General features: G+C 59.0%; 19 protein-coding genes. 10 read left to right on the forward strand and 9 right to left on the reverse strand.

Annotated features, from left to right (window positions below):
• Window positions 1-17: 17 nt before the first annotated feature.
• Complete coding sequence (locus RLW41_RS02920; RefSeq protein ID WP_414463420.1) at window positions 18-941, forward strand: acetamidase/formamidase family protein; 924 nt, start codon at window positions 18-20, stop codon at window positions 939-941.
• Window positions 942-1,403: 462 nt separating this feature from the next.
• Here RLW41_RS02920 and RLW41_RS02925 read toward each other — a convergent pair whose 3' ends face one another.
• From RLW41_RS02925 to RLW41_RS02935, 3 genes are read right to left on the reverse strand one after another with little or no spacing between them, the layout of a single operon-like run.
• Window positions 1,404-2,573: a hypothetical protein gene (locus RLW41_RS02925; RefSeq protein ID WP_414463421.1), complete on the reverse strand. Its 1,170-nt coding sequence runs from the start codon at window positions 2,571-2,573 to the stop codon at window positions 1,404-1,406.
• 34 nt (window positions 2,574-2,607) lie between these two features.
• Window positions 2,608-3,633 carry an alanine racemase gene (locus tag RLW41_RS02930; protein ID WP_414463422.1) on the reverse strand — a complete coding sequence of 342 codons (1,026 nt, stop codon included), beginning with the start codon at window positions 3,631-3,633 and terminating at the stop codon, window positions 2,608-2,610.
• Window positions 3,609-4,574, reverse strand: coding sequence for a polysaccharide pyruvyl transferase family protein (locus tag RLW41_RS02935; protein ID WP_414463423.1), 966 nt, complete (start codon window positions 4,572-4,574; stop codon window positions 3,609-3,611). Before RLW41_RS02935 ends, RLW41_RS02930 begins: the two co-directional genes overlap by 25 nt.
• Window positions 4,575-4,797: 223 nt before the next feature.
• On the opposite strand from RLW41_RS02935, the gene RLW41_RS02940 reads away from it, so the two are divergent.
• Window positions 4,798-5,586, forward strand: coding sequence for a glycosyltransferase family 25 protein (locus RLW41_RS02940; protein ID WP_409560693.1), 789 nt, complete (start codon window positions 4,798-4,800; stop codon window positions 5,584-5,586).
• Between the two features lie 644 nt (window positions 5,587-6,230).
• Here RLW41_RS02940 and RLW41_RS02945 read toward each other — a convergent pair.
• The 6 genes from RLW41_RS02945 to RLW41_RS02970 all read right to left on the reverse strand — a co-directional run bounded on the left by RLW41_RS02945 (window position 6,231) and on the right by RLW41_RS02970 (window position 14,570).
• Window positions 6,231-6,617 (reverse strand): RidA family protein, encoded by a 387-nt coding sequence (locus RLW41_RS02945; protein ID WP_414463424.1) that lies wholly within the window; start codon window positions 6,615-6,617, stop codon window positions 6,231-6,233.
• A 13-nt stretch (window positions 6,618-6,630) separates the two neighbouring features.
• Window positions 6,631-8,976: an acetamidase/formamidase family protein gene (locus RLW41_RS02950; protein ID WP_414464650.1), complete on the reverse strand. Its 2,346-nt coding sequence runs from the start codon at window positions 8,974-8,976 to the stop codon at window positions 6,631-6,633.
• 102 nt (window positions 8,977-9,078) lie between these two features.
• Entirely contained in the window at window positions 9,079-10,320 is a 1,242-nt protein-coding gene (locus RLW41_RS02955) for an acetamidase/formamidase family protein (RefSeq protein ID WP_414463425.1), read from the reverse strand.
• Window positions 10,321-10,365: 45 nt separating this feature from the next.
• Window positions 10,366-11,970 carry an amino acid ABC transporter permease/ATP-binding protein gene (locus tag RLW41_RS02960; RefSeq protein ID WP_414463426.1) on the reverse strand — a complete coding sequence of 535 codons (1,605 nt, stop codon included), beginning with the start codon at window positions 11,968-11,970 and terminating at the stop codon, window positions 10,366-10,368.
• Window positions 11,970-12,836 carry an ABC transporter substrate-binding protein gene (locus RLW41_RS02965; protein ID WP_414463427.1) on the reverse strand — a complete coding sequence of 289 codons (867 nt, stop codon included), beginning with the start codon at window positions 12,834-12,836 and terminating at the stop codon, window positions 11,970-11,972. Before RLW41_RS02965 ends, RLW41_RS02960 begins: the two co-directional genes overlap by 1 nt.
• A gap of 363 nt (window positions 12,837-13,199) precedes the next feature.
• Complete coding sequence (locus RLW41_RS02970) at window positions 13,200-14,570, reverse strand: PLP-dependent aminotransferase family protein (protein ID WP_414463428.1); 1,371 nt, start codon at window positions 14,568-14,570, stop codon at window positions 13,200-13,202.
• A gap of 282 nt (window positions 14,571-14,852) precedes the next feature.
• Here RLW41_RS02970 and RLW41_RS02975 point away from each other — a divergent pair, with 282 nt between their 5' ends.
• The 8 genes from RLW41_RS02975 to RLW41_RS03010 all read left to right on the forward strand — a co-directional run bounded on the left by RLW41_RS02975 (window position 14,853) and on the right by RLW41_RS03010 (window position 21,921).
• On the forward strand, window positions 14,853-15,335 hold the full coding sequence (locus RLW41_RS02975; RefSeq protein ID WP_414463429.1) for an MSMEG_0572/Sll0783 family nitrogen starvation response protein: 483 nt from the start codon (window positions 14,853-14,855) through the stop codon (window positions 15,333-15,335).
• Between the two features lie 73 nt (window positions 15,336-15,408).
• On the forward strand, window positions 15,409-16,392 hold the full coding sequence (locus RLW41_RS02980) for a Nit6803 family nitrilase (protein ID WP_409560700.1): 984 nt from the start codon (window positions 15,409-15,411) through the stop codon (window positions 16,390-16,392).
• Window positions 16,385-17,488, forward strand: coding sequence for an MSMEG_0568 family radical SAM protein (locus RLW41_RS02985; RefSeq protein WP_409560701.1), 1,104 nt, complete (start codon window positions 16,385-16,387; stop codon window positions 17,486-17,488). Before RLW41_RS02980 ends, RLW41_RS02985 begins: the two co-directional genes overlap by 8 nt.
• Window positions 17,485-18,030, forward strand: coding sequence for an MSMEG_0567/Sll0786 family nitrogen starvation N-acetyltransferase (locus RLW41_RS02990; RefSeq protein ID WP_414463430.1), 546 nt, complete (start codon window positions 17,485-17,487; stop codon window positions 18,028-18,030). The genes RLW41_RS02985 and RLW41_RS02990 overlap by 4 nt, the downstream gene beginning before the upstream one ends.
• Window positions 18,027-19,004, forward strand: coding sequence for a sll0787 family AIR synthase-like protein (locus RLW41_RS02995; RefSeq protein ID WP_414463431.1), 978 nt, complete (start codon window positions 18,027-18,029; stop codon window positions 19,002-19,004). The genes RLW41_RS02990 and RLW41_RS02995 overlap by 4 nt, the downstream gene beginning before the upstream one ends.
• Complete coding sequence (locus RLW41_RS03000; protein WP_414463432.1) at window positions 18,997-20,565, forward strand: MSMEG_0569 family flavin-dependent oxidoreductase; 1,569 nt, start codon at window positions 18,997-18,999, stop codon at window positions 20,563-20,565. Before RLW41_RS02995 ends, RLW41_RS03000 begins: the two co-directional genes overlap by 8 nt.
• Before the next feature lie 233 nt (window positions 20,566-20,798).
• Window positions 20,799-21,002, forward strand: a complete 204-nt coding sequence (locus RLW41_RS03005; protein WP_414463433.1) for a hypothetical protein — start codon at window positions 20,799-20,801, stop codon at window positions 21,000-21,002.
• Between the two features lie 355 nt (window positions 21,003-21,357).
• A complete protein-coding gene (locus RLW41_RS03010) occupies window positions 21,358-21,921 on the forward strand; it encodes a TetR/AcrR family transcriptional regulator (protein WP_409560706.1) in 564 nt (187 codons plus the stop codon).
• The last annotated feature ends 73 nt before the right edge of the window (window positions 21,922-21,994 follow it).

Here is a 21,994-nt window from a genome sequence, read left to right on the forward strand (position 1 = left end):
ATCCGGACGCCGCCCCAATGGCCACTAGCGCCTGTTACTGTCTTTCCGAAAAATGCATTCACAAAACCTGGAACAGAACGCAAAAGCCGCTTCTGTTCATCAAGCCCGGAGATCAGGTGACCATTTCATCGCCCGACGCATCCAATGGCGAGATCACGCGCGCATCGACCACGGCAGACATCGCTAAAATCGACTATCGCCAGCTCGACCCGTTGGTAGGGCCGATCTACGTTGAAGGTGCCTCTCCGGGGGATGCTCTTGAAATTGAAGTGCTCGACCTCAAGATTTTGAGCTGGGGTTGGAACGCATGCCTACCTGACTTCGGTCTTCTCTCGGACGAAATCACGGATCCCTATCTAAAGATCTGGGAGCTTGATCGCGACCACATCGAAATGCCTAATGGAGCGAAGTTCAAATTACGCCCGATGATCGGCTGCATCGGTGTAGCTCCAGGCGAGGACGGCGATTACGCTTCCATCACTCCAACCAATGCGGCTGGCAATATCGATGTCCGTTATCTAGGAGTCGGCGCAAAGCTGTATGTGCCTATCTTTAATGACGGCGCATTGCTATCTGCCGCGGACGGTCATGCCATTCAAGGCGACGGGGAAATCAATGGCACCGCCATCGAATGTCCGATGGAAATGTCGCTCAAGATCAACTTGATAAAAAACGCGGGCATAGAAGCACCTGAAATTCTGACAGGAGATACATTCGCAGCGGAGGAAGGCTATCGCATCTTTACAGGCATCGGCCCCGATATGATGACCGCTACTCGCGACGCGGTTCGCCGGGCAATCGCTCCCCTTGCACGATCGCAAAACGTGAGCGAGCTCGAAGCGTATGCAATGTTGGGTTTGGTCGGGGAGTTACGAATCCACGAGGTCGTCGACAAGCCGAATTGGGTCATTGGTTGCATGCTTCCGCGTCGCCTTTTTTGATGCAGCACTAATTAGGCTCGGTGATCGATCCGCAATTGAATCTGCCTGGCGTCCGTCAGTAAGAAGCAGGACCTGAGCGCTGAAGTCATCGACCGGGCCAACCATCACCTACCCGAGTTAACGGTCCCCGGCTTCGAACTCAATCTGCTCTACTCCGCGATGAGACCGATCCCACCACGTGTTCGTGCTATCGCGTCGTTGCTGGAAAGAGAATTGCCGAGGCAGATCGCATCCCACGCGAACGCGGTATCTAAGTAGCCCTTCGCGCTTATCTTCTAGTCATCACGTCTTCCCATTTGGATAAAACGGATGCTCGCGTTCTTTTCCTTCCGCCGCCAGCTGCGTTTCCAGTGCCGGTTTTGGAATGCGAAACTGGATTGGCGCGCTTGCTGATTGCCTGATAACGCACTGCGGAGCGGCGTCGATCGCTGGAGCCCAAGGCTTTTCGGCGCTTGGACAAGTTTACCCCTTTTTTCTAGTAAACGATGACCAAAGAGCCGATTTCAAAACGGCGGGTGAAAACTTGCGATCTTTTTGCGGTTGCTCCACGCCGAGTCGACGTCTTACAGCGGCAACAATCTGTGGGTCTGCAGACGGCTGAGCCTCCATCTTCGTCAAAATGAGTTCCAGGAATTGCCTCTGCCAGCGCGTTTTTAGAGGCATCTCGCTGATCAAGCCGGTGGTCAGCGGTTGCGGAAATGGCCATGGCTCCGGAACGCCTGCCGCTACAAAGTTAAGTTTGGTCAAAATGCACTTTGGACAGACACCACAATTTTTGCCTGTCCTTGGTCCTGCCCAGCAGACGTGAAGGTGAGGAATAAGAGACCGATAACGCCCAATGTAACGCGCTCGCTCGATGCGATCGAAAGCGCCACCGTCCGATTCAATCTTCAGCTTCGAAGAAGAAAAAAAGCGATCGCTCCAAAAGCTATTCCCCCAAACCGGGAAACAGTTCTGATAGCTTTCCTCAGTTGCGATTAATGCAAGATTGTGTTGGTGGGAAAATTGATGCAGGACGGAAGCCAAACCAGCGCCAAACGTCATTTCCCAATTTGCTACCAGGCGTCGCCAGTTCGTCCTAACAGTGACGAGATCAACTCCCAGATCCCTACATATCGCCGAGCCATGTCTGGCCATTGTCTCGAACCCGTCGGCCTCGTCGAGAGGCATATCGAATCCATGAACCATGACAGCGGTCGCGACATCGCGAACTGCCCTGCCAGCCTCGTTGTGGGCATGACGACTTAGCGTGAAGGTACTGTCTACGCCCGACGAAAACGCAACCAAGGCGCGCTTTGTAACCTGGCCAGCATTTGCGCGATAGGATTCTGAGTCCGACGTGATTTGAATTTTCTTCTTATAAATGTCGGGCCGCCAGGAGTGCCAAACCTCCTGATAATGATCAAGGCCGTCAAGAAGTGTTGAGTCCAATTCGAACTCGGCATGCAAATCCACCATTTGATGCATCGCAATCGGCAGCATCGCGATCAGAGCAAAATCGCCACCATCGAAAGCCGGAGCACTCGCGTTGTCGCGCGGCGTGATCTCAAAAAAAAGCGGAGGAAGCTCACCGTTACTTATGACTTCGCGGCGAAGCCCATCGTCAGAAATGCGCAGTTTGAGACCCGCCATTCGAGTTCTCCAAAATATCCGTGACGCTGGTAATTTACTGGAGGTAACGGCGCGTGGCAGCCGAGGATAATGCTGTCAGGACTTCATGGGGGCCGCAGTTCCAGTTTTGCGCGAGGTCCGCTTCCGTCAGACCGTCGCCGAGCAGGACAACCCTGTCGCCGACGCGATCCTCGGCGTCGAGTTCGACGAAAGCGGTCTGCATGCCCACTTCGAGCAAGCATGATTTCCGACCGTTGATTAAGCAGGGACCTCGACGGAGACCGTGCGAATAGCCGACCAAAATGATCCCGTGACGTTCCGCAGTGAAGCCCGAGTAGCCCGCTGGCCCACGAGACTGGTGAATCTCGGCAATTCGCGCAGAAATATTGGCTGCACCTTTATACATCGCCAATCCCGGACGCACGGCGTCGAGAACGGCAAGCGCTTGATGAAGCAATCCGCTGGCCGCCGCGTGACGTGGAAGATCGCAACCGCTCGTCACGTCGATCAGCTGCTCAACTTGCCTCAGCTCGACGGCATGCGTAAAGACCTCGCGACAATCTCCTGCGGTCAAGGCTTCGCGGCAGTCTTCAGGGGGACAGGAAAAGCGTTGCATTCCAGTATCAACGCAAAGCGCGGGCTGAGCGCGACGAAGCTGCCGAGCCTGCTGATGATTGTAGACTGTCGGCGTGATGCGATGAGTGATGTAGTCTGTTGGATCATTGCTTTCCGGCGGCCCCAGTGCGAGCACCCGTCTATCGGTACGATGGGCCAGGTTCACCGCAACTGCTTCCGAAGCGCTAAACACACAAAAACCGTCAGCGAGATCAGCTATGGCCTCGCTGACTCTCCGTATTCCCAATCCATAGGCATCCGCTTTGACAACTGGCAGAACGGAAACGCCGGTGGTCTTCCTGATGACCTCGACATTATTCCGAACAATCCGCAAATCGATTTCCGCGATCAAATGCGGATTTCTGGACCGACTTTCGTCAGCTACTAACTCAAGCGATCGAGCGGGGGTGAAATAATCTTGGCCGCTGCCTAGCATTCCCATCATCGCGAAGCGCCACTCAACCAACGATCTCTGAAGCGTTGGGTACGGCGAGCAACTTTCGTGACCAATGATAATTTAGCAGATGGAATGTCAGGCACTTCCACGTTGCCGGTTTTCGAAAACGAAACCCAATCGAACCGGTTCAGGCTATGCGCGTAAATTTCCCTGTTCTTATTGTAGCTATTGTCAACCAGCTCACAATCGACTTCGAGGAGCGCGCAGGCGATTGCCACGTGCAAGCGATCGGTGAGCACACGATTTGCGACGGAAATCGTCTTGACGAAGCACCAAGCCGCCAGTCTCGACGTTTCGGCATCCGTAACGCATCCGAACGCCCTCGAGACGTCTAAGTCTGTTTGAATATGCGACGATCGCGCCTCGCGATCGGTGCGCATGAAACGAACGACAGGCAGGCTCGATATTTTATCCAGGCTCGTGCGATGCAGTGCTAGCTTTTCCGCTAGCATTGCCGTCCCGGCCCTATTGCAAGCTTCGTCGCTCATGAACTGCGGGATATCGCAGTGGAAAGCCATGTCATGCGCCAATTGGCAATCCAGGCTCGGGTTCGATTGACGGACATGTTGAAACGATCTGAGATCGCGGCACCAGATCGTCGCGCGGTCATCGAGCGATTTAAGCAAGTCGACGTTAGCTCTTATCGTATGCGGCAACAAAATAATGCGGTCGGCTTGTTGTCGGCAGGCTTCGATCGTCTCTCGCATTCCTCGGTACGCACCGACCAAGTTTCCGCCGCCCCCCAAAAACACGACGCGGTTACGAAAATCCGCGCGTTTGTCCACCACATCAACGTCGATAGATGCCTTGGCGAAGGCATTCATCGTAGCCGCAAAAATAAAACAATCGCCAACATTTCCCTCATTAGGAACGAACACCGCTTTGGTTCCTGCGAATTGCGCGAGGAAGCCCTCAATGTGGTGTCGCATCGCGACCGTCAATGTCTGCATGCTCGATTTTCACCTGACTGGCAGTCGTCGTGCCTGATAATAATCCGCAGCGGGAAAAATCCGCCAGAACCGCGCCAAGAGAAGATGTGGAGAAAGAGCGGTCCGATGTGTCGTCAGCGCTTGGCTTCGAAGAAAACGTTTATAACTGGCGCGCTCTATAGCGAATCGCGCAATCGGGTGACACCTATCGTTGGCAACAGCGCAAGGAAGCGGTGTGCCAATCATGCCCAATTTGTCGATCCCCGCCTTCTACATCAATTTGGATAGAGATCACTCTCGACGCGTGAGGTTCGAAGAGGAACTCGCAACCGCCGGACTTCGTGCCGAAAGGATATCTGCGGTCGATGGGCGCGCTGTTCCTGACTGGCTGCAAACGTTCTACGACAATCGCATGAGCGACGGCGAAATCGGTTGCTCCGCAAGCCATCTCGTTATTTACCGCTCAATCGTCGAGAGAGGCCTTCCGTACGCATTAGTTCTGGAAGATGATGCGCGTTTGGAAAGGGACTGCCTCTGTGCCCTCACGATCGCATTGAAGACGGTGCCACGGGATTGGGACATCATTCGTCTCATCGAGACATCGTCACGTCCGCTTCAACGACTGGTGGACATTGGTCAGGGCAAATCCCTGGTCCGCTACCTGCGAGTCCCTAGAAGCACAACAGGTCTCGTGGTGAGTCTGTCCGGCGCGCGCAAACTCCTGACGCCTCGCCTGATAAAAGAGCCTATCGACGTCGAAATTCGTTGGCCATGGCAACTGGACTTGAATGTGTACGGGATTGACCCGCCGCCCGTGACCCAAGCAAGTGGGACCGAAGTCGAAACAACGATCCCGGCAAGGAGTCGGCCGAAGAAGAACAATCAACTTCAACGCATGGTCTTCAATATTCGAAAAATGGGATTGGGCCCATATCTCACGTGTTGTCTTGGGCTTGAAACGCGGCTGCCAGCCGATCAAGGGCAATTATCGAGAGGTACAGTTATGCTTTCCACCAAACCTCAAAAAGCTTAGCTCGACCGAAGGCTCAGCACCCACACCTCGGAGAAAACAGCTTTGCACCTGCTGAGAACCATCAACCCAACTTGATGTTTTCCTACGAACGCCGCCGCCACGAGTTCAAGGGGCTGCTCTCAGGCAGTCAGCGTGGCACTACGTAGAGGTCCTGCCTTCGCCGAGCGGCGATTTCGCAAGCCCAAGAGCTCTCGTCGAGGACCCATGAATCGCCTCCGGCAGAGTCGACTGAGGTGCAACTTGCAATGGACCTCACTCGTGGACGCTCACGCCGCTCCCGATAACGATCGTGGATTTATTTTCAGAGTTGAGGTCGCCTTGGCGGGAGTGTGCTGCCGAACTCTGCTTGCAGTCATTGGCTTCCGCATACTGAGTTTTGTAGAGGTCAATTGTGTTCGAGGAATTGCAAAGCACTTGCCCGATCTCGGTGCAGTCAAAAAAGCCCAGCTTCCGGCCTTCCGCCGAACCTGCGCCGGACCTAATAAGCTTTTGATCTCCTTGGCGTTGAAACCTGCCCCACGGGCGCCATAGAGCCCGACATGTGGGTGTGCCCAAGTAAGCCTCGGCTATGGCGCCAACTGATACAAGTTGGCTCAAACTATTGCCGATCTTACCAGAAGATTGGCATACGTCAGCTCGTGCAATCATGCCGGCCGCCGGCAAATCAAATCGATTTCCACAAGCGCGTCGTAGGCCAAGCCTTGAACACCCACGCATGTTCGCGCCGGCAGCCGGTCCGGCGCGAAATAGCTGCGATAGACCCCGTTCAAGATTTTGTAGTCGCGCTTGAAGCATTCGAGATAGACGCGGCTCATGACCACATGCTCGAAGCCAAGGTCGAGCCCAGCAAGCACAAGCCTAAGATTTTTCATCACCGCGTGTGTCTGCGCCTCGATCCCTTCAGGCAGCACGCCGGGAGCTTCCGGCGTATCCGGCATCTGTCCCGTCACGAAAACGAAGCCAGCCGTTTCGACGGCATGGCTGAACGGTGCGACGGGGCGTGGACCGCCCGTGATCATATGAAATTGCAATGGATGGCTTCCTTCAAGAATCGGATTTCGGCTCGTCGAAGATGCTTTTGCTCAGGATCGCGTGGACGCCCCAGTTCCCATCCACGACCTGGGTCACTCCAAAATCGACCGCGACCGACATCAGTGTGATGGCTTCATCTTCGCTGAGACCTTTGATCGTCATCAGGAAGCGGCGCATCTTGCGGAACGCATCCTTCATCGCGAGATCGAGCGACGACGTGTTGTAGACTTCGCTCTGCCCCTGGGCGCCGAATTCAGCGAGATAGTTCGGATGACTGAAACCCGTCAGCACCCAGTCGGTTTCGGTTTCGATCAGCGGATAGGTGAGATCGGCGAGAACCGTGCCCGGGAGGTCAGCCTTCTTGTGAAGCACGATCTGGAATGTGCCCGTCATCGAACATTCGATCGCGGTGCCGCCGAGTTCGCCGTCGCCTTGGGCCGCGTGAGGGTCACCAACCGAGAGCAGCGCGCCGGCGACCGACACCGGCAGATAGATCGTCGCGCCCTTGCCGAGCCGCCAATTGTCGACGTTGCCGCCAAAGTAGGAGGGCGGAACTGAATCGACGAATTCCGCTTCAGCCGGCGCGACCGCGATCACACCGAAATGCGGCCGAAGCGGAACGCGGATGCCGTCGAGCACGGCGTGGCGTCGTCTCACCGTCTCGGGTGCTATCGGAATGCCCGGATAGTCATAGGTGTCGTGGAGCACACCCGACGGATCGATCTGCGGCTCCCACAAATAGGAATAGACCGCGCGCGCGTGCGGATCTTCGTCCTTTTCGAAGATCTCGTAGATCGTCACCGTCTCGCGCTGCTTCGGCTCGGTAATGATTTCGCTATAGTGATAGCCCCACCACGCCGCGACGTTGCTGCCGAATGACCGGCCTTTGAAGTCTGGATTGCGGCTGCGGCGCGGGACGATGTCGAGGATGCGGACTTCGACCACATCGCCGGGCTCGGCATCGCGGATTGCGACCGGGCCGGTGCAGATGTGAACGCCGAAGCCTTCGCCCGCGCCGCGACCGTAGACGGACGCGTCCATAGGACCGGCGCCGCGACGGTTGACGTTCTTTTTCTCGGCCGTCCAGTGGAAGACGCTTTCGGCACCGGGATCGCCAGCGATCATGCGCTCGGGATCGTCAGAGGCGTGCTGCGTCAGCGTCTCGATGGTAATCGCGTCGCCGGAGTTGATCTCGATGCGCGGCTGGAGGGAGCGCGAGAAGTAGCCCCAATGGACGTTGCCGGCATTGACTGCGAGATGGTGATGGTGCTTACCCGCGGCGGCGCGCCCGAGCGATGTCAGAGCTTTCGGGCGCGGGATTGGCACAGGATACGCGCCGCGCAACTGCGCGAGGGCGTCGGCCGGCCAACCGCGCTGGCCCGTCGTTGCGGCGGAAGCCGTCACGCGTTCGGCCTCCTGACGGCGGAACTCACGCGGTGGAATACCGAAACGGTGGCGGAAGGCGCGGCTGAAGTGCGCGGGATCGCAGAAGCCGACGCGATAGGCGATCTCGGAAATCGATTGATGTGCGTCGACAGGGTTTGATAGATCGGCCCACGCCCGCTGCAAGCGCCGTTCGCGAATGTAGGTGGTAAAATTGCTCCCCATGCCGACGAACAGTTTCTGCACGTAGCTCTCGGATATGCCTTCGATCACGGCAATGCGCGAGGGGCTGAGATCAGGATCGCCAAGCCGGTATTCGATCGTCTGGCAGAGTCGATGTAGGATGGAGCTTTGCGAATGCGTGCCGACGGGCTCATCAGAGGGCAACAGCTTCGGCAGGAACAGCGGCAAGAAATCGCTGAGGCTGCGGGCGAGTGCCAGCCACTCGGGATCCGACAGCGTTTCGAGCCAGAGCGACGCCGTTTCGAGCATCTGCACAAAAATTTCGCTGAGGCCGCTGCGTTCGACGACCTGCGCCTCGCGAAGCCCGCGCATGTCGATCTTGCGGCCGTGGTAGGCTTCCGGTGCAACAGAGAGAACGAGCGCGCGCATCGTCTGCTGGAAAATAAGGGTCGATCCGCTCCGGCGCGGCACGAGCACAAGCTCTTTTGCCGAAACGGTTCGAAGGCCGTCGGACGTCTTCAGACAGAGGTCATCCTCAATAGGCATCAGCGCTAATGGCAGGTCCTTGCTGCCGCCAGAAAGTGGCGCAACCGACTGCGGACCAGCGGACAGCCTCACAACGGCAACACCCTCGGCCTGACGATAGGAGGCCGTGGCGTGCCGGCTCTGCCCCCAAGATGGGGACGTGCCCTGTAATCCGGCGATCTTCAGGACGTCTTGCCAGGCCTCGGTGCGAGCATCCTCGGGATAGGACTCGCTGGAGAACGGCTGAAATCCGGTGCGTTGGTTCATCATCAACGACGCTTCGCAACCCGCGTGCCAAGTCACTGCTTATTCTCCGCCAACACAGCCGTTGGGTGGCGGTGACCAGAATTAGAGCCGCAAGGTGCGCGCTCAATCGCCGACGAATACGTTCTTTCTGATGGTGCCGTGGACGCCCCAATTCGCGTCAACCACCTGCGTCACGCCGAAATCGGCGCCGACCGACATCAGCGAAATCGCCTCGTCCTCGCTCAGGCCGTGAACTGTCATCAGGAAGCGGCGCAGCTTGCGGAAGGCGTCTCGCATGGCGCGGTCGAGGCTCGAGTGCTTGCCAACCTCCGTCTGCGCGCCGGGACCGAGCTCGGCGAGATAATTGGGGTACGTGAAGCCGTAGACCGACCACGCACTTTCGGTCTCTAGCATCGGATGCGTCAGGCCTTCGAGCGGCGTGCCGCCGAGATCGCGATGCTTGTGCAGGATGAATTCGAAATCGCCCGTCAGCGACGTCTCGATGGCGGTTCCGGCAAGCTCGCTGTCGCCCTGCGCGGCGTGCGGATCGCCGACCGAGAAATATGCGCCCGGCACCGCGACCGGGTAATACATGCGCGCGCCCTTGCCGATGCGCCAGTCGTCGATATTGCCACCGGTGTAGCTCGGCGGAATCGAGCTGACGAAATCCTGCTCGCTCGGCGCGAGGCCCATGGTGCCGAAGTGAAGGCGCGCAGGGACCTTCACGTTCGGCAGAATGTTCTCGCGCTTCTTGACGATCGTGTGATCGACCCGGACGCCCGGATAATCGATGGTCGAATGCACGATGCCATTGGGATCGGTCTGCGGCACCCACACGTAGTTGTAGACGGCCTTGGCGAACGGCTCGCCGGACGTATCGAGTTCGAAGATCGTGATGACCTCGCGCGGCTTCGGCTCCTCGATCAGATCGTTATAATGGAAGCCCCAGTTCGCGGCGGCATTCGAGCCGAAGCAGCGGCCAGCGTGGGCAATGTGGCAGCACGGGCGCGGGCGGATGTCGAGAATGCGGACTTCGAGCACGTCGCCGGGCTCGGCATTCTCGATGGCGACGGGGCCGGTCAGGATATGGACGCCGACGCCTTCGCCCGATCCGCGTACGAAGGGGCCTTCGGTCGGGCCGGCACCCCGGCGGGCGACGTTTTTTTGTTCCTTCGTCCATTTGAACACGCTCTCGGCGCCGGGATCATCGGCGATCATCCTCTCGTAATCGTCGTTGGCGTGGTGCGTCAGCGTTTCGATAGTGGCGCGGTCGCCGGATTTCAATGTCAGCGCCGGCGTGACGATCTTGCTGAAGTAGCCCCAATGGATCGTCGCGGGCGAAACCGGCAGATTATAGTGCTTCATTTGAATTCCTCTTGCGCGCGGTTAGGATGGTCTGTCGGATGCTGCTCATGCCGAGCGCTTCGGCGCCTTGTCGCCTTCCATCATGCTCAAGAAGCGCTGCGTCAGCGCATGCTTGGGGTTGCTCAGAACCTCGTGCGCCGGCCCCTGCTCGATGATGGCGCCGCCGCTCAGGAACGCGACGCGATCGGCGACCTCATCGGCGAAACGGATCTGGTGCGTGGCGATGATCATCGTCAGGCCGTCCTCGACGGCGAGTTGGCGGATGACATCGAGCACTTCGCTGATGAGCTCCGGATCGAGCGCGGACGTTGGCTCATCGAGCAGCAGGACGCTCGGATAAGGTGCGAGCGCGCGGGCGATGGCGACGCGCTGCTGCTGTCCGCCCGAGAGATGCCGCGGCAAAGCATCGGCACGGTCGCTGAGGCCGACACGGGCGAGTAGCGACCGGGCGCGCTTTTCCGCATCGGGGCGCGACATGCCGTGAATCCAGCGCAGTGGGCCCGCGATATTCTCTAGCGCCGTCAGATGGGCGAAGAGATTGAAATGCTGGAACACCATGCCGACGCCGACGCTCGCGCGCTCATTTGCGATTTCGCGCGGCGTCAGGGCTCGTCCGCTCTCGCTGACGTCGAGCCGGCGACCCGCGACGAGAACGGAGCCCGCGTCCCAGCTTTCGAGGTGATTGATGCAGCGAAGCAGTGTGCTCTTGCCGGAACCGCTCGGCCCGAGAAGCGCGATGACTTCGCCGAACTGGACGCCGAGATCGACGCCGTCGAGCACTGGCTGTTTGCCGTAGCTCTTGCGCAGACCTTTCACCTCGACCGCCATGTCGTTACCGGCAAGTGTCGCCGCGCGTGCGGCCGCGTCACGACGGACGGTGGCTTTGGGTGCGAGTGCGGAGATCTGCGGCGGTTCGGTATCAGTCGCGGCCGGCTCGGGCGGAGTTACGGGAACCTCCGTGCGCCAGGGAAGAAAGTTCGCCCAGATCGATGCGCCCTTGGGCCGGTCGAGATCGAATATGCGTTCGAGCGCAAGCTGGATGATGCTGACCGTCGTCGTGAGACCGAGATAGATCAGGCCAGACGCGAAGAAGATCGAAAAGAAATCGAAGGTCGATGAGGCGAGCTGCGTGCTGCGCAGCGTCAGCTCCTGCACCGAGATGACGCTCGCCAGCGAGGAGTTCTTCAAGGCGCTGACGGTTTCGTTGCCGATCGCCGGGATCATCGTGCGCAACGCCTGCGGCGCGATGATGCGAAGGATCAGCATTCCCGGCGTCATGCCGAGAGCCTGTCCGGCCGCGATCTGGCCACGGTCGACGCCGAGCACGCCGGCGCGCAGCATTTCAGCGATGAATGGCGCTTCGTTGGCGGCCAGTGCCAGCCCCGCGGCCCCGATGGCGCTCAACGTCAGGCCGACGCGCGGCAAGGCATCGTAGGCGAACACCATCTGCAGAATCAGCGGCGTGCCTCGGAAAATCACGGTGTATGCGCGGGCGAAGGCGGCGAGAATTTTATACCGGCTCAGCTGCATGCCCGCGAGCATCACGCCTAGGATAAGCCCGCCGGCCAGCCCCAAGGCGGTCACCTCGACGGTGAACCAGATGCCTTGAAGCAGGTACGGCAGGCTGAGATAGTGAAAGAAGAGATCCATTATTTAACCGACAGGATGCTCGGCTCTTCGAGATTGTTCGGATCAAGGCCCCACTTCTTCAGAAGCTCGGCCTGGGCGCCAGACTTATAAATTTCCTTGAGGGCGGCGAAGACGGCCTCGCGGAACTCAGGCTTGTCCTTGGGAACGGCGATGCCGACCGAATAGGGGATCGTCACCGCGACCGCCTTCTCGAGCTTGTCCGGATACGCCTTCACGGCCTGATCGACAGTGTTGACGTCGTTGACGTAGGTGTCGGCGCGACCCGCGAGAATGGCCTGAATGCAGTCGGCGTTGTTGTCGTAGAGCTGTAGTGTCGGCTCGGGCTTGCCGGCGGCCTTGCACTCGGGAACGAGAGCCTGAATCAAAGGCACTTCGACATAACCCGTGTTCTCGGCAGCGGCAGCGCCGCACATCGAGAGATTGATGCCGTCGATCTTTTTCGGGTTGCCTTTCGCGACGAGGACGCCATCGAACACTTTTGAGTATTTGATGAAGTCGGCGGCCTTGGCGCGCTCTTCGGTGGCGTAGATGTCGGAGATGACAATGTCAGCCTGGCCGCTGGCAAGCGTGGTCAGAAGCGCCGCGAACGTCACAGCCTTGTAGGTCACCTTGAAGCCGAGGCAGTCACCGATCGCCTCGCCGAGATCGATATCGTAGCCAACGTACTTCGACGGATCATTGGGATCGAGCGCTTCGTATCCCGGCGTGTGCGGATTGATGGCGTTGACGAGCGTCTTGCCTTTCCATGCGGGATACTTTGCCTGCAGCGCCGCGCACGCATCGGGAGCCGCGCTCGCCGGAGCGGTTCCGCAAATATTTGCGACGAGCACTGCGCCCAAGAGGACGGCGATCCATCGCCAACGCATGCTCGAAGCTATCGTCGGGCATTCACGAGAATAACGGTTGTGCATCCTGGTCTCCTCGACATCGTCATGGCGCACGCCATGGTCCAATTTCGATTGAGAAGCCTATGCCCGGCGCGCGCCGGTGCACTTGTCTTAAGGCGCACAAAGATTTGGATTCGGCGGACCGGTTTTCAGGCATCGCGTTGCAGAAAAAATGTGCAAAGGCTCGATTCCCGCGAAATGGTCCGAACGCTGGATATTCCTGCACATCAATCGCTACGATGAACGTCGGCGAGTTGCCGCGATCGTGGACCTTCACGACCCTATAGAGCCGCCTGACATGGAGAAGGCGACGCGCTCTGCCTCGGCGGTTCGACGAGACCGCTATCCGGAATAGGCGTTCTGCGTGAGCGTGTGCGACATGAAGAGAAGTCCCGATCTGAGCGCCTCACGGCCGATCGAGCCTCCAAGGCAGACACGGACATGCTCGCTCGGCGAACCGCCAACGGTGAATGCGTCGGATGGAATGATGCCGATATGCCGCCCAGCCATGCGGGCGATGATATCGGCGCGCCCAGCACCTTCCGGCAAACGAAGCCAGACGTTAAAGGCATTCTCGGCGGCGATGTAATCGAAATCTTTTAGCACTTCTGAGGCGAGCTGCTGACGAGCCGCCGTTTCGGCGCGGATGAACCGGCGGATGCGGTCCGCGGTACCATCTTCAATCCAGCGTGTCGCCAACACCATTCCGAGCGGAGACGGCATCACGGAGACGGCCTTCAAGGCTTCGGCGAGCGCGTAAGCGTCCTTTGCCGACGGCACAACCGTATACGCAAGACGCAAACCCGCGCCGATGCATTTTGCCAGTCCACCGATATACCAACTGAGCTCCGGTGCCGAGACTGCAAGCGGTGCAGGGGCCTTGGTCGGGATGAATCCATAGGCGTCATCTTCGATCAGCGGCAATCCGTGTTTGCGAAGCACCTGCGATATTTCCAAGCGGCGCTCCGTCGGCACCGTTATTGTTGTCGGATTCTGCAAAGTAGGATTGAGGTAGAGCGCCTTCGCGCCAAATGCTTTGACGGCCTTCTCGATGGCATCAGGCAGAATGCCCTGGCCGTCCATCTCGACACCAACGAGCTTCACACGCAGGCGGCCGGCGATGGCGCGAATGCCGGGATACGTGATGCGCTCGCATAAAACGATGTCGCCGGGATTGGTGATCGTCGCCAGGATCGCAGTCATCGTCGCGTGAGCGCCGGGCGTCACCGCCACGCGGTCGAGTTTCGGCACCATCCCCCTTAGCGATAGCCAAGTCGAGGCAGCGATCTTGTCTTTCTCGCCGCCAATCGCGGACTGATACCGAAGGAGCGGAATGAGGTTGGTCGAGACGTACTCGAGCCCTTCGCGCATCTTGGCGAGAAGTGCGGCGTCGGTCGGCTCCGGCGGCATGTTCATTGCCAGATCTTCCTGGCTCGATCTCGCGGGATCAGGGCCAACATCGCCCGCGTCCGTGCCGAGAACGAACGTGCCGCGTCCGACGTGGCTATCGATCAGCCCGCGCGACTGCGCCTCCGTGTAGGCCCGCGAAACCGTCGTGAAATCGATTCCAAGCCATTCGGCGAGCTTGCGTTGCGGCGGCAGGCGATCCCCCGGCGCGAGGGTGCCGTTCCGGATGTCCTCCTCCACGGCGTCGGCGATCGCCAGGTATCGCGGTTTGCCGCTGTCGGTGAGCGTCGGTCTCCAGGTCGCCATCTCGTTCTCCTCAACCGAACCATTAAGTGATGCCGCACGGAAATTGAAGCCGATTGTATGGATGCAATATTGTATGCATGTAGGCCATGCAAATATTGGAAATTGAAGCACTGCTTTCGCCGGAATTTCGAGCAAAAATCCCACCATTGTGCCAGAAAAATCGACAAAAGAGAAAATTATGCGACTATATTGTATGTATAATTGATTGTCTTATTGACCGTCAAATGTATGCATATTATCGACGAAACACTCAATCATGTTGGCGCAACAAGGAGGCCCGCAATGCCGCAAGTGACCCAGGAAGCCCATAAGGCCGGCGACTACTTCGTCGACTACGAGGAGAAGGTCTTCGAGGATGTCAAAGCCTCGCCCGGCGAGAAAGCCCTGGTGACGTTCCACACCGTGGCCTTCGAAGGCTCGATCGGCCTGGTCAACATCTTGAATGCCATCCGCCTCAACCGGAAAGGCTACGAGACGTCGATCTTGCTGTACGGGCCGGGCGTCACGCTTGGCGTACAGCGCGGCTTCCCAACCCTCGGTGATGAAGCTTTTCCGGGCCACCAGAACTTCGCTGCCAACCTCAACAAGTTCATGAAGGAAGGCGGCAAGGTCTACGCCTGCCGCTTTGCGCTGCAGGCACTCTATGGCCACGGCGAGCCGTCTCTACTCCCCGGTATTCGTCCGATAGCGCCACAGGACGTTCTCGATTGCGTCCTTCTGCACAAGAAGGCCAACGCCGTCATCCTCGACACCTGGACCGTCTGATCCCTGAGCCGGACCGCGCACGAGCCGGTCCGGCTCCAACCGGCAACACGCTTGCGTAGAAGGAGAGACAGTCGTGCGAACTGATACCATCCGCGCCGCCGCCGTCCAGATTGCTCCCGACCTCAAGGGCCGCGCTGGCACGATCGAGCGCGTGCTGAATGCCATCACTGAGGCGGCCGACAAAGGCGCGCAGTTCATCGTCTTCCCGGAAACGTTCGTTCCTTACTACCCCTACTTTTCGTTCGTCCTTCCTCCGGTCCTTCAGGGCGCCCCGCATCTTGAACTTTATAAGGAAGCGGTGGTCGTTCCCTCTGCCGATACGAATGCGGTCGCCGACATCGCCCGCAAGCGCGGCGTCGTCATCGTTCTCGGCGTGAACGAGAGAGACCACGGCTCGCTCTACAATACGCAACTGATCTTCGACGCCGACGGCTCGCTCTTACTAAAGCGGCGCAAGATCACGCCGACCTATCACGAGCGCATGGTGTGGGGCCAAGGCGACGGCGCAGGGCTCAAGGTCGTCGAGACGAAAGTCGGCCGGGTCGGCGCTCTCGCCTGCTGGGAGCATTACAATCCGCTTGCCCGCTATGCTTTGATGACACAGCACGAGGAGATCCACGCAGCGCATTTCCCCGGCAGTCTTGTAGGTCCGATCTTCGGCGAGCAGATCGAGGTGACGATGCGCCATCACGCTCTCGAAGCCGGCTGCTTCGTCGTCAACGCCACAGCTTGGCTCACGGAAGAGCAGATCGCATCGATTCATCCCGATCCCAAGCTGCAATCCGCAATGCGTGATGGCTGTATGACCTGCATCGTCTCGCCCGAAGGTCGCCATCTCGCTGATCCCATCACGAATGGCGAAGGCATCCTCATCGCCGACCTCGACATGCGGCTCATCACGAAGCGCAAGCGGATGATGGACAGCGTCGGCCATTACGCGCGGCCGGAGCTGTTGCACCTCGTCCACGACACGCGCCCCGCGAATGCCCGCGAGATATCGCACGCAGCACAAGCATCGGAGTCGCAATCGATCGAGGAGGAGGCGAACTATGTCTGACTCGGCGCTCATCAACGAACTTCAGACACGCGGCGTACGTCTCTTGGATCCGCGCGCCGGCCACGAAAGCCGCCGTGGCGGTGCAGGGCCCTCCGACCACAAGGCTCTGACGATCGGCGATAAGACGGTGATGGTGCCGGTCCATACCGCACCTGCGTTTGAAAGCCCGTTTCTCGTCGAGGCTCCGGGCTCCGATGGCCGCGCGCGCATTACGAGAGACGGTCGCGAAATCGCGCAGGTCCGCTTTCCCGGCCGTCCACGCTTCTATGATATGCAGACCGAAGACGGCATCCCCTACAGCCACATCGCTACGCTGCATTCGCGCGACGTGCTGGCGACCACGGTTCTGCAGACTTGTATCCGCTATGAAAGCCGGAAGAAGACCTGCCAGTTCTGTTCCATCGGTCAGAGTCTCGCTGCGGGTCGCACCATCGCGCGCAAGACGCCGGAACAGTTGGCCGAGGTCGCCAGGGCGGCCGTCGAACTCGACGGCGTCAAGCACATGGTGATGACGACCGGCACGCCGCCCGGAAAAGACCGCGGCGCCGCGGTCCTTGCCGACAGTGCACGCGCCGTCAAAGCCGCCGTCGATATCCCAATCCAAGTGCAATGCGAGCCGCCGGATGACGATATCTGGCACCAGCGCATGGCGGACGCAGGCGTCGATGCGCTCGGCATGCATCTCGAAGCGGTGACACAAGAAATCCGCGAACAGATCATGCCCGGCAAGGCGTCCGTCCCGCTCGACAAATATTTCTCGTCCTTCGAAGCCGCCGTGAAAGTGTTCGGGCGCGGACAAGTTTCCACTTACATCCTCGCCGGCCTTGGCGATACGCCCGACGCCATCCTGGCCGTGTCGGAGAAACTCGTGACGATGGGCGTCTATCCCTTCGTTGTCCCCTTCGTCCCTATCTCCGGCACGCCGCTCGAAAGTCATCCCGCCCCCAGCGCCGACTTCATGGCGTCGATCCTGCGCCCGTTGGGCCAAATGATCGTCGCGGCAGGCATGGCATCGGAGAACATCAAAGCTGGTTGCGGCAAGTGCGGCGCCTGCTCAGCCCTCTCAACTTATGAAAAGCTGCGAGTGATGCAATGATCGAGATCGAGCCTCGTTCCTATCAGTGCCCAGGCTATTTCATTCGTGCGGCCTCCATGCCTTGGGAAGCGCGCGGCGCATCAGATCTCCGCAAGCGCGTGTTCGTCGAAGAGCAAAAAATCTTCAAGGAGCACGACCGCGACGACATTGATCTGATCGCCACGCATCTCGTCGCGATCTCAACCTACGCACACGAAGCCGATGCGGTGGTCGGCACAGTCCGCATTCACCAGGCCGAGCCCGGTCTTTGGTGGGGATCGCGCCTCGTCGTCGACCGAAACTTTCGCCAAGTCGGCCGCTTGGGCGCTGAGCTGATCCGCTTCGCTGTTTCGCTGGCGAACACGCGCGGCTGCCACACCTTTCACGCGCATGTGCAGGAGCAGAACGTCATCCTGTTCCGCCGTCTGAACTGGCGGCTGCTTGAGATGGTTGAACTGCACGGCAGACCACATGGACTCATGAGCGCGGATCTCGCCCACTATCCGCCGATCTTGAACGAGGCCATGGGCTGGTATCACAAGCCGCGGAGGATCGCGGCATGACGGCCTCAGCACTCAACGCTCTGATCGAAGAGCTGCGCAATCATCCTGCGATCCAATCCAAGCGGGCGATCAGCGACGCTGCCAAGGGACTTGGCCTCGCCCAACAAAGCGTCGGCCACCCGGGAGACGACGCCGCGATCCTGCCGCACGCCAGCGGCTACGACCTTCTCGCAGGCGAAGGCTTCATTCCGCAATTTGTGACGAGCGATCCGTGGTTCGCAGGCTGGTGCGGCGTGATGGTGAACCTTTCCGACATCGCCGCGATGGGCGGACGCGGTGTCGCGCTCATCGACCAGATTTGGGCGCCGAATAGCGATCTCGCCAGGCCCCTCCTCGCCGGCCTCAAAGCTGCTTCGGATGCTTACGGCGTGCCCCTTGTCGGCGGCCATACGAATTTTTCCGCAACCGAGCTCAGCCTCGCCGTGACAGTTTTAGGCCGCGCGAAGGCCATCATCACGAGTTTCGACGCGACGCCGGGCGACGTCATCATCGCCGCGATAGACAGGCGCGGTGCGTTCCGCAACTACGACAACTTCTTCGCAGCAGAGGGCGCGCCGGCCGACCGACTTCGGAACGATCTCGAGATTCTCCCGCGTCTCGCCGAAGACGATCTCGTATCGGCAGGCAAGGACGTCAGCCAGAGCGGTATTGCCGGCACGTCGCTGATGCTAGCGGAAAGCTCCGACGTCGGAATAGAGCTCGACCTCGACGCGATCGATACGCCTGCCGGCATTTCGCTATCGCGTTGGCTGCGCGCATTCCCAAGCTACGGCTTCCTTCTCGCCGTACCCGTGGCGTTCGCCGATCGCGTCGTCAGCCACTTTGCCGATCGCGACATCAGCGCGGCCGTGATCGGGAGTGTCTTCCACGGGGACGAAGTGCGCTTTTCTGCGGGCGGTGAAACGGCCGCCTTCTGGAACTACGCGAACGAACCCTACCTCGGCTTTCGGCAGAGGGATTGCGAACATGCCTGAGACCTCTTTCACCCTGCGCTGGCCCGATGGCAGCACGGAGAACTGCTATTCGCCATCAAGCATTGTATCGGAATTATTGACGCCGGGTGCGAGCTATCCGCTCCAGGAATTTCTTCTGCGCGCTCGTATCGCGATGGAGCGCGCTTCATCACGCGTAATGCGCAAGTACGGATATGCCTGCGCCGCCGCCATGGGACAGCTCGATCGCATCGAGACGCGGGTCAAATTGTTCGAAGCGACGCCAGACGCCGAGGTGGCTTGTCTGGACATCAGGCCACTTAAGGAGACGGATATGAAGGATATCGGCGTACCGCATATTCCTGTCGTCGTTATCGGCGGCGGGCAGGCCGGACTTTCAGTGAGCTATTATCTAACGCGAAAGCGAATTGCGCATATCGTCTTCGAGCGCCACAGGAAGTTTCACTCCTGGCGCGTGAACCGCTGGGACACGTTCTGCCTCGTCACGCCGAACTGGCAATGCAGACTGCCGAGTTACCCCTATGCTGGCGATGATCCGAACGGGTTCATGCTGAAGGACGAAATCACGGACTATCTCGACGGCTTCGCATCCTCGTTCAATCCGCCGCTCCGTGAGGGCGTCGCGGTAACGCGGATCGCTCCGCGCGAGCAAGGCGGATACGCCATTGAAACATCGATCGGTAGCTGGATCTGCGATCAGGTTGTCATCGCAACTGGCGGTTATGACAATCCGATCGTGCCGCCCTACGCGAAAGATCTCGATCCTGCGATCACTCAAATTCATTCCGTCGATTACCGCCGGCCGTCCCAGATCCCAGAAGGCGCGACGCTCGTTGTCGGCACGGGGCAGTCCGGCGTACAGATCATGGAAGATCTCGTTCGCGACGGGCGGAAGGTCCACATGGCGGTCGGCCCAGCGCCGCGCAGCCCGCGCAAGTATCGCGGTCGTGACGCAACGGATTGGCTCTACGACATGGGCCACTACGCCATCACGATCGCCGAACACCCGGATCCGATGAAGGCGCTCACGCAGACCAACCATTACATGTCCGGTCGTGACGGCGGCAAAGAAATCGATTTGCGCCGGTTCGTCGTCGATAGCGGCGTATCACTTTACGGTTCTGTTTCCGGCATGAACGGTGCAAAAATTAGCTTTGATCCCGATCTCGAAAAGAATCTCGACGATGCCGACAAGAGCTATGTCGGCATCCGCGAGCAGATCGACGCCTACATCGAGAAGAACGGCATCGAAGTACCGGCAGAGCCTGCATTCCAGAAACTGTGGCGCCCGGAGACGGAAACGACGGAGATCGATGCCACGGCGCTCGGCATCACGTCGGTCATCTGGTCTATTGGCTTCCGACCGGATTATTCTTGGATCGACGTGGACGTGTTCGGCGCGGGCGGAAAACCCGTATTCGATCGCGGCGTCTGCGATGTTCCCGGCTTCTATTTTATTGGCTTGGGTTGGCTAAATACCTGGGGTTCCGGTCGCTTCCTCGCCATCGATGAAGATAGTCGCTATCTCGCCGACAAAATCGAAAAGCATCATACCGCTCTGACGGCAGGCAAAGTTGCTTGATGCGGTTGAGGCGCCTTAGGTGCGAAAATCAGGCCTTACGGCGATTAGCAAACTCCTTCGATTAGATTGTGCCTCGCATCCAAGATGCGACACAATCGTCTCTTCCTCCCCATCGTCAGGTTATGTCTTGATATTTTAGATGTTAATAGCAATCTATTTATACGGATGACATTCGTCATCTAAAAATCCGCGACCATCGGGTTGGCGGCTAAACAATTGAATGGAGAACGACAATGAAAGCTTTGATCCTCGTCACTGTTGCGGCCGCTGCCCTTTCTGCTGGTGCGCTTAGCGCCCAGGCTCTCGAAGAGACCGATCGCGCTATGGGCGCCGGCTCCTATGTCAACCCCAACGGCTCTAAGCAGGGAGCCTGGCAAGCTTCCTCGTCGGCCAAGGTTAGCCATGCTGGCGCGTCCGTGCGGCATAATAAGCGCTAACAGGAGAACGATCGGGGGACCGAGTGGCCACCTCGGTCTCCCCTCGATTTTGGACGCCGCCCAAACAATCCTTGACAATTGCATTCCGATCGACATCTAATACGCAATGACGCTTTGGATAGACATGATACAACAGGCATTTAGGCCGTTTCTTGAAATGGGTGGATCTGGTCGCGCTGGCGATGGCCTACGAGCCTGGCGGCATACAGGAAGCCTGCGTCACGCGATTGGAAAATGAGATCAGGACGCTTCGGACAAGGTGACTGATCAAGTTACGCCAGCCAATTAAGATAGCTGCACCAACAAAGAAACGTTCAAAACAAGAGGTGAGACCATGCGAGTGTCCCGGGAGGTGATGGCCCAACGACACGACGAAATCATTTCCGAGACGTCGAAAATGCTGCGCCAACGTGGCATCGTCGGTACGAGTCTCGCCGATTTGATGGCGGCGGCCGGCCTGACGCATGGTGGCTTCTATAAGCACTTTGATTCAAAGGATGCGCTTGTCGCCGAGGCGACCGAGCGGATTTTTGCCGAGATCAACGCGCGCTTTCAGGAACGCGTCGAGTCGCAGGGGAGCAAGGCGGCTCTCATCGCTTACGTCACGGATTATCTCACGCTCGGGCATGTCAAAAAGCCCGAAATGGGCTGCCCAATTGCGGCATTCGGCCCAGACGTGAGTCGAGAGCAAGGTGCCATCCGAGGCGTATTCACAAACGGCATCAAGACAAATCTGTCCCTGATCATGGAGGGTTTGTCCTGCCCAGCGGCAGAGCGCAAAGACAAAGCAGTTGAGCTGCTTTCGCTTCTGTCCGGGGCCGTCGCTATGGCCCGCGCGACGGACGATGAAAAGTTGTCCGGCGAAATCATCGCTTCGGCCCGCAAACGCGCAAACCAAATCATCGAAGCCCGTAAATAACGGAAACTTCCCGGCTCGCGGGGCTCCCTCCTACTTCGGGACGCTAATGCGGTTGCCCCCGCACGCCTAGTCG

Source organism: Hyphomicrobium sp. DY-1 (genome assembly GCF_047497105.1).
GTDB lineage: Bacteria > Pseudomonadota > Alphaproteobacteria > Rhizobiales > Hyphomicrobiaceae > Hyphomicrobium_B.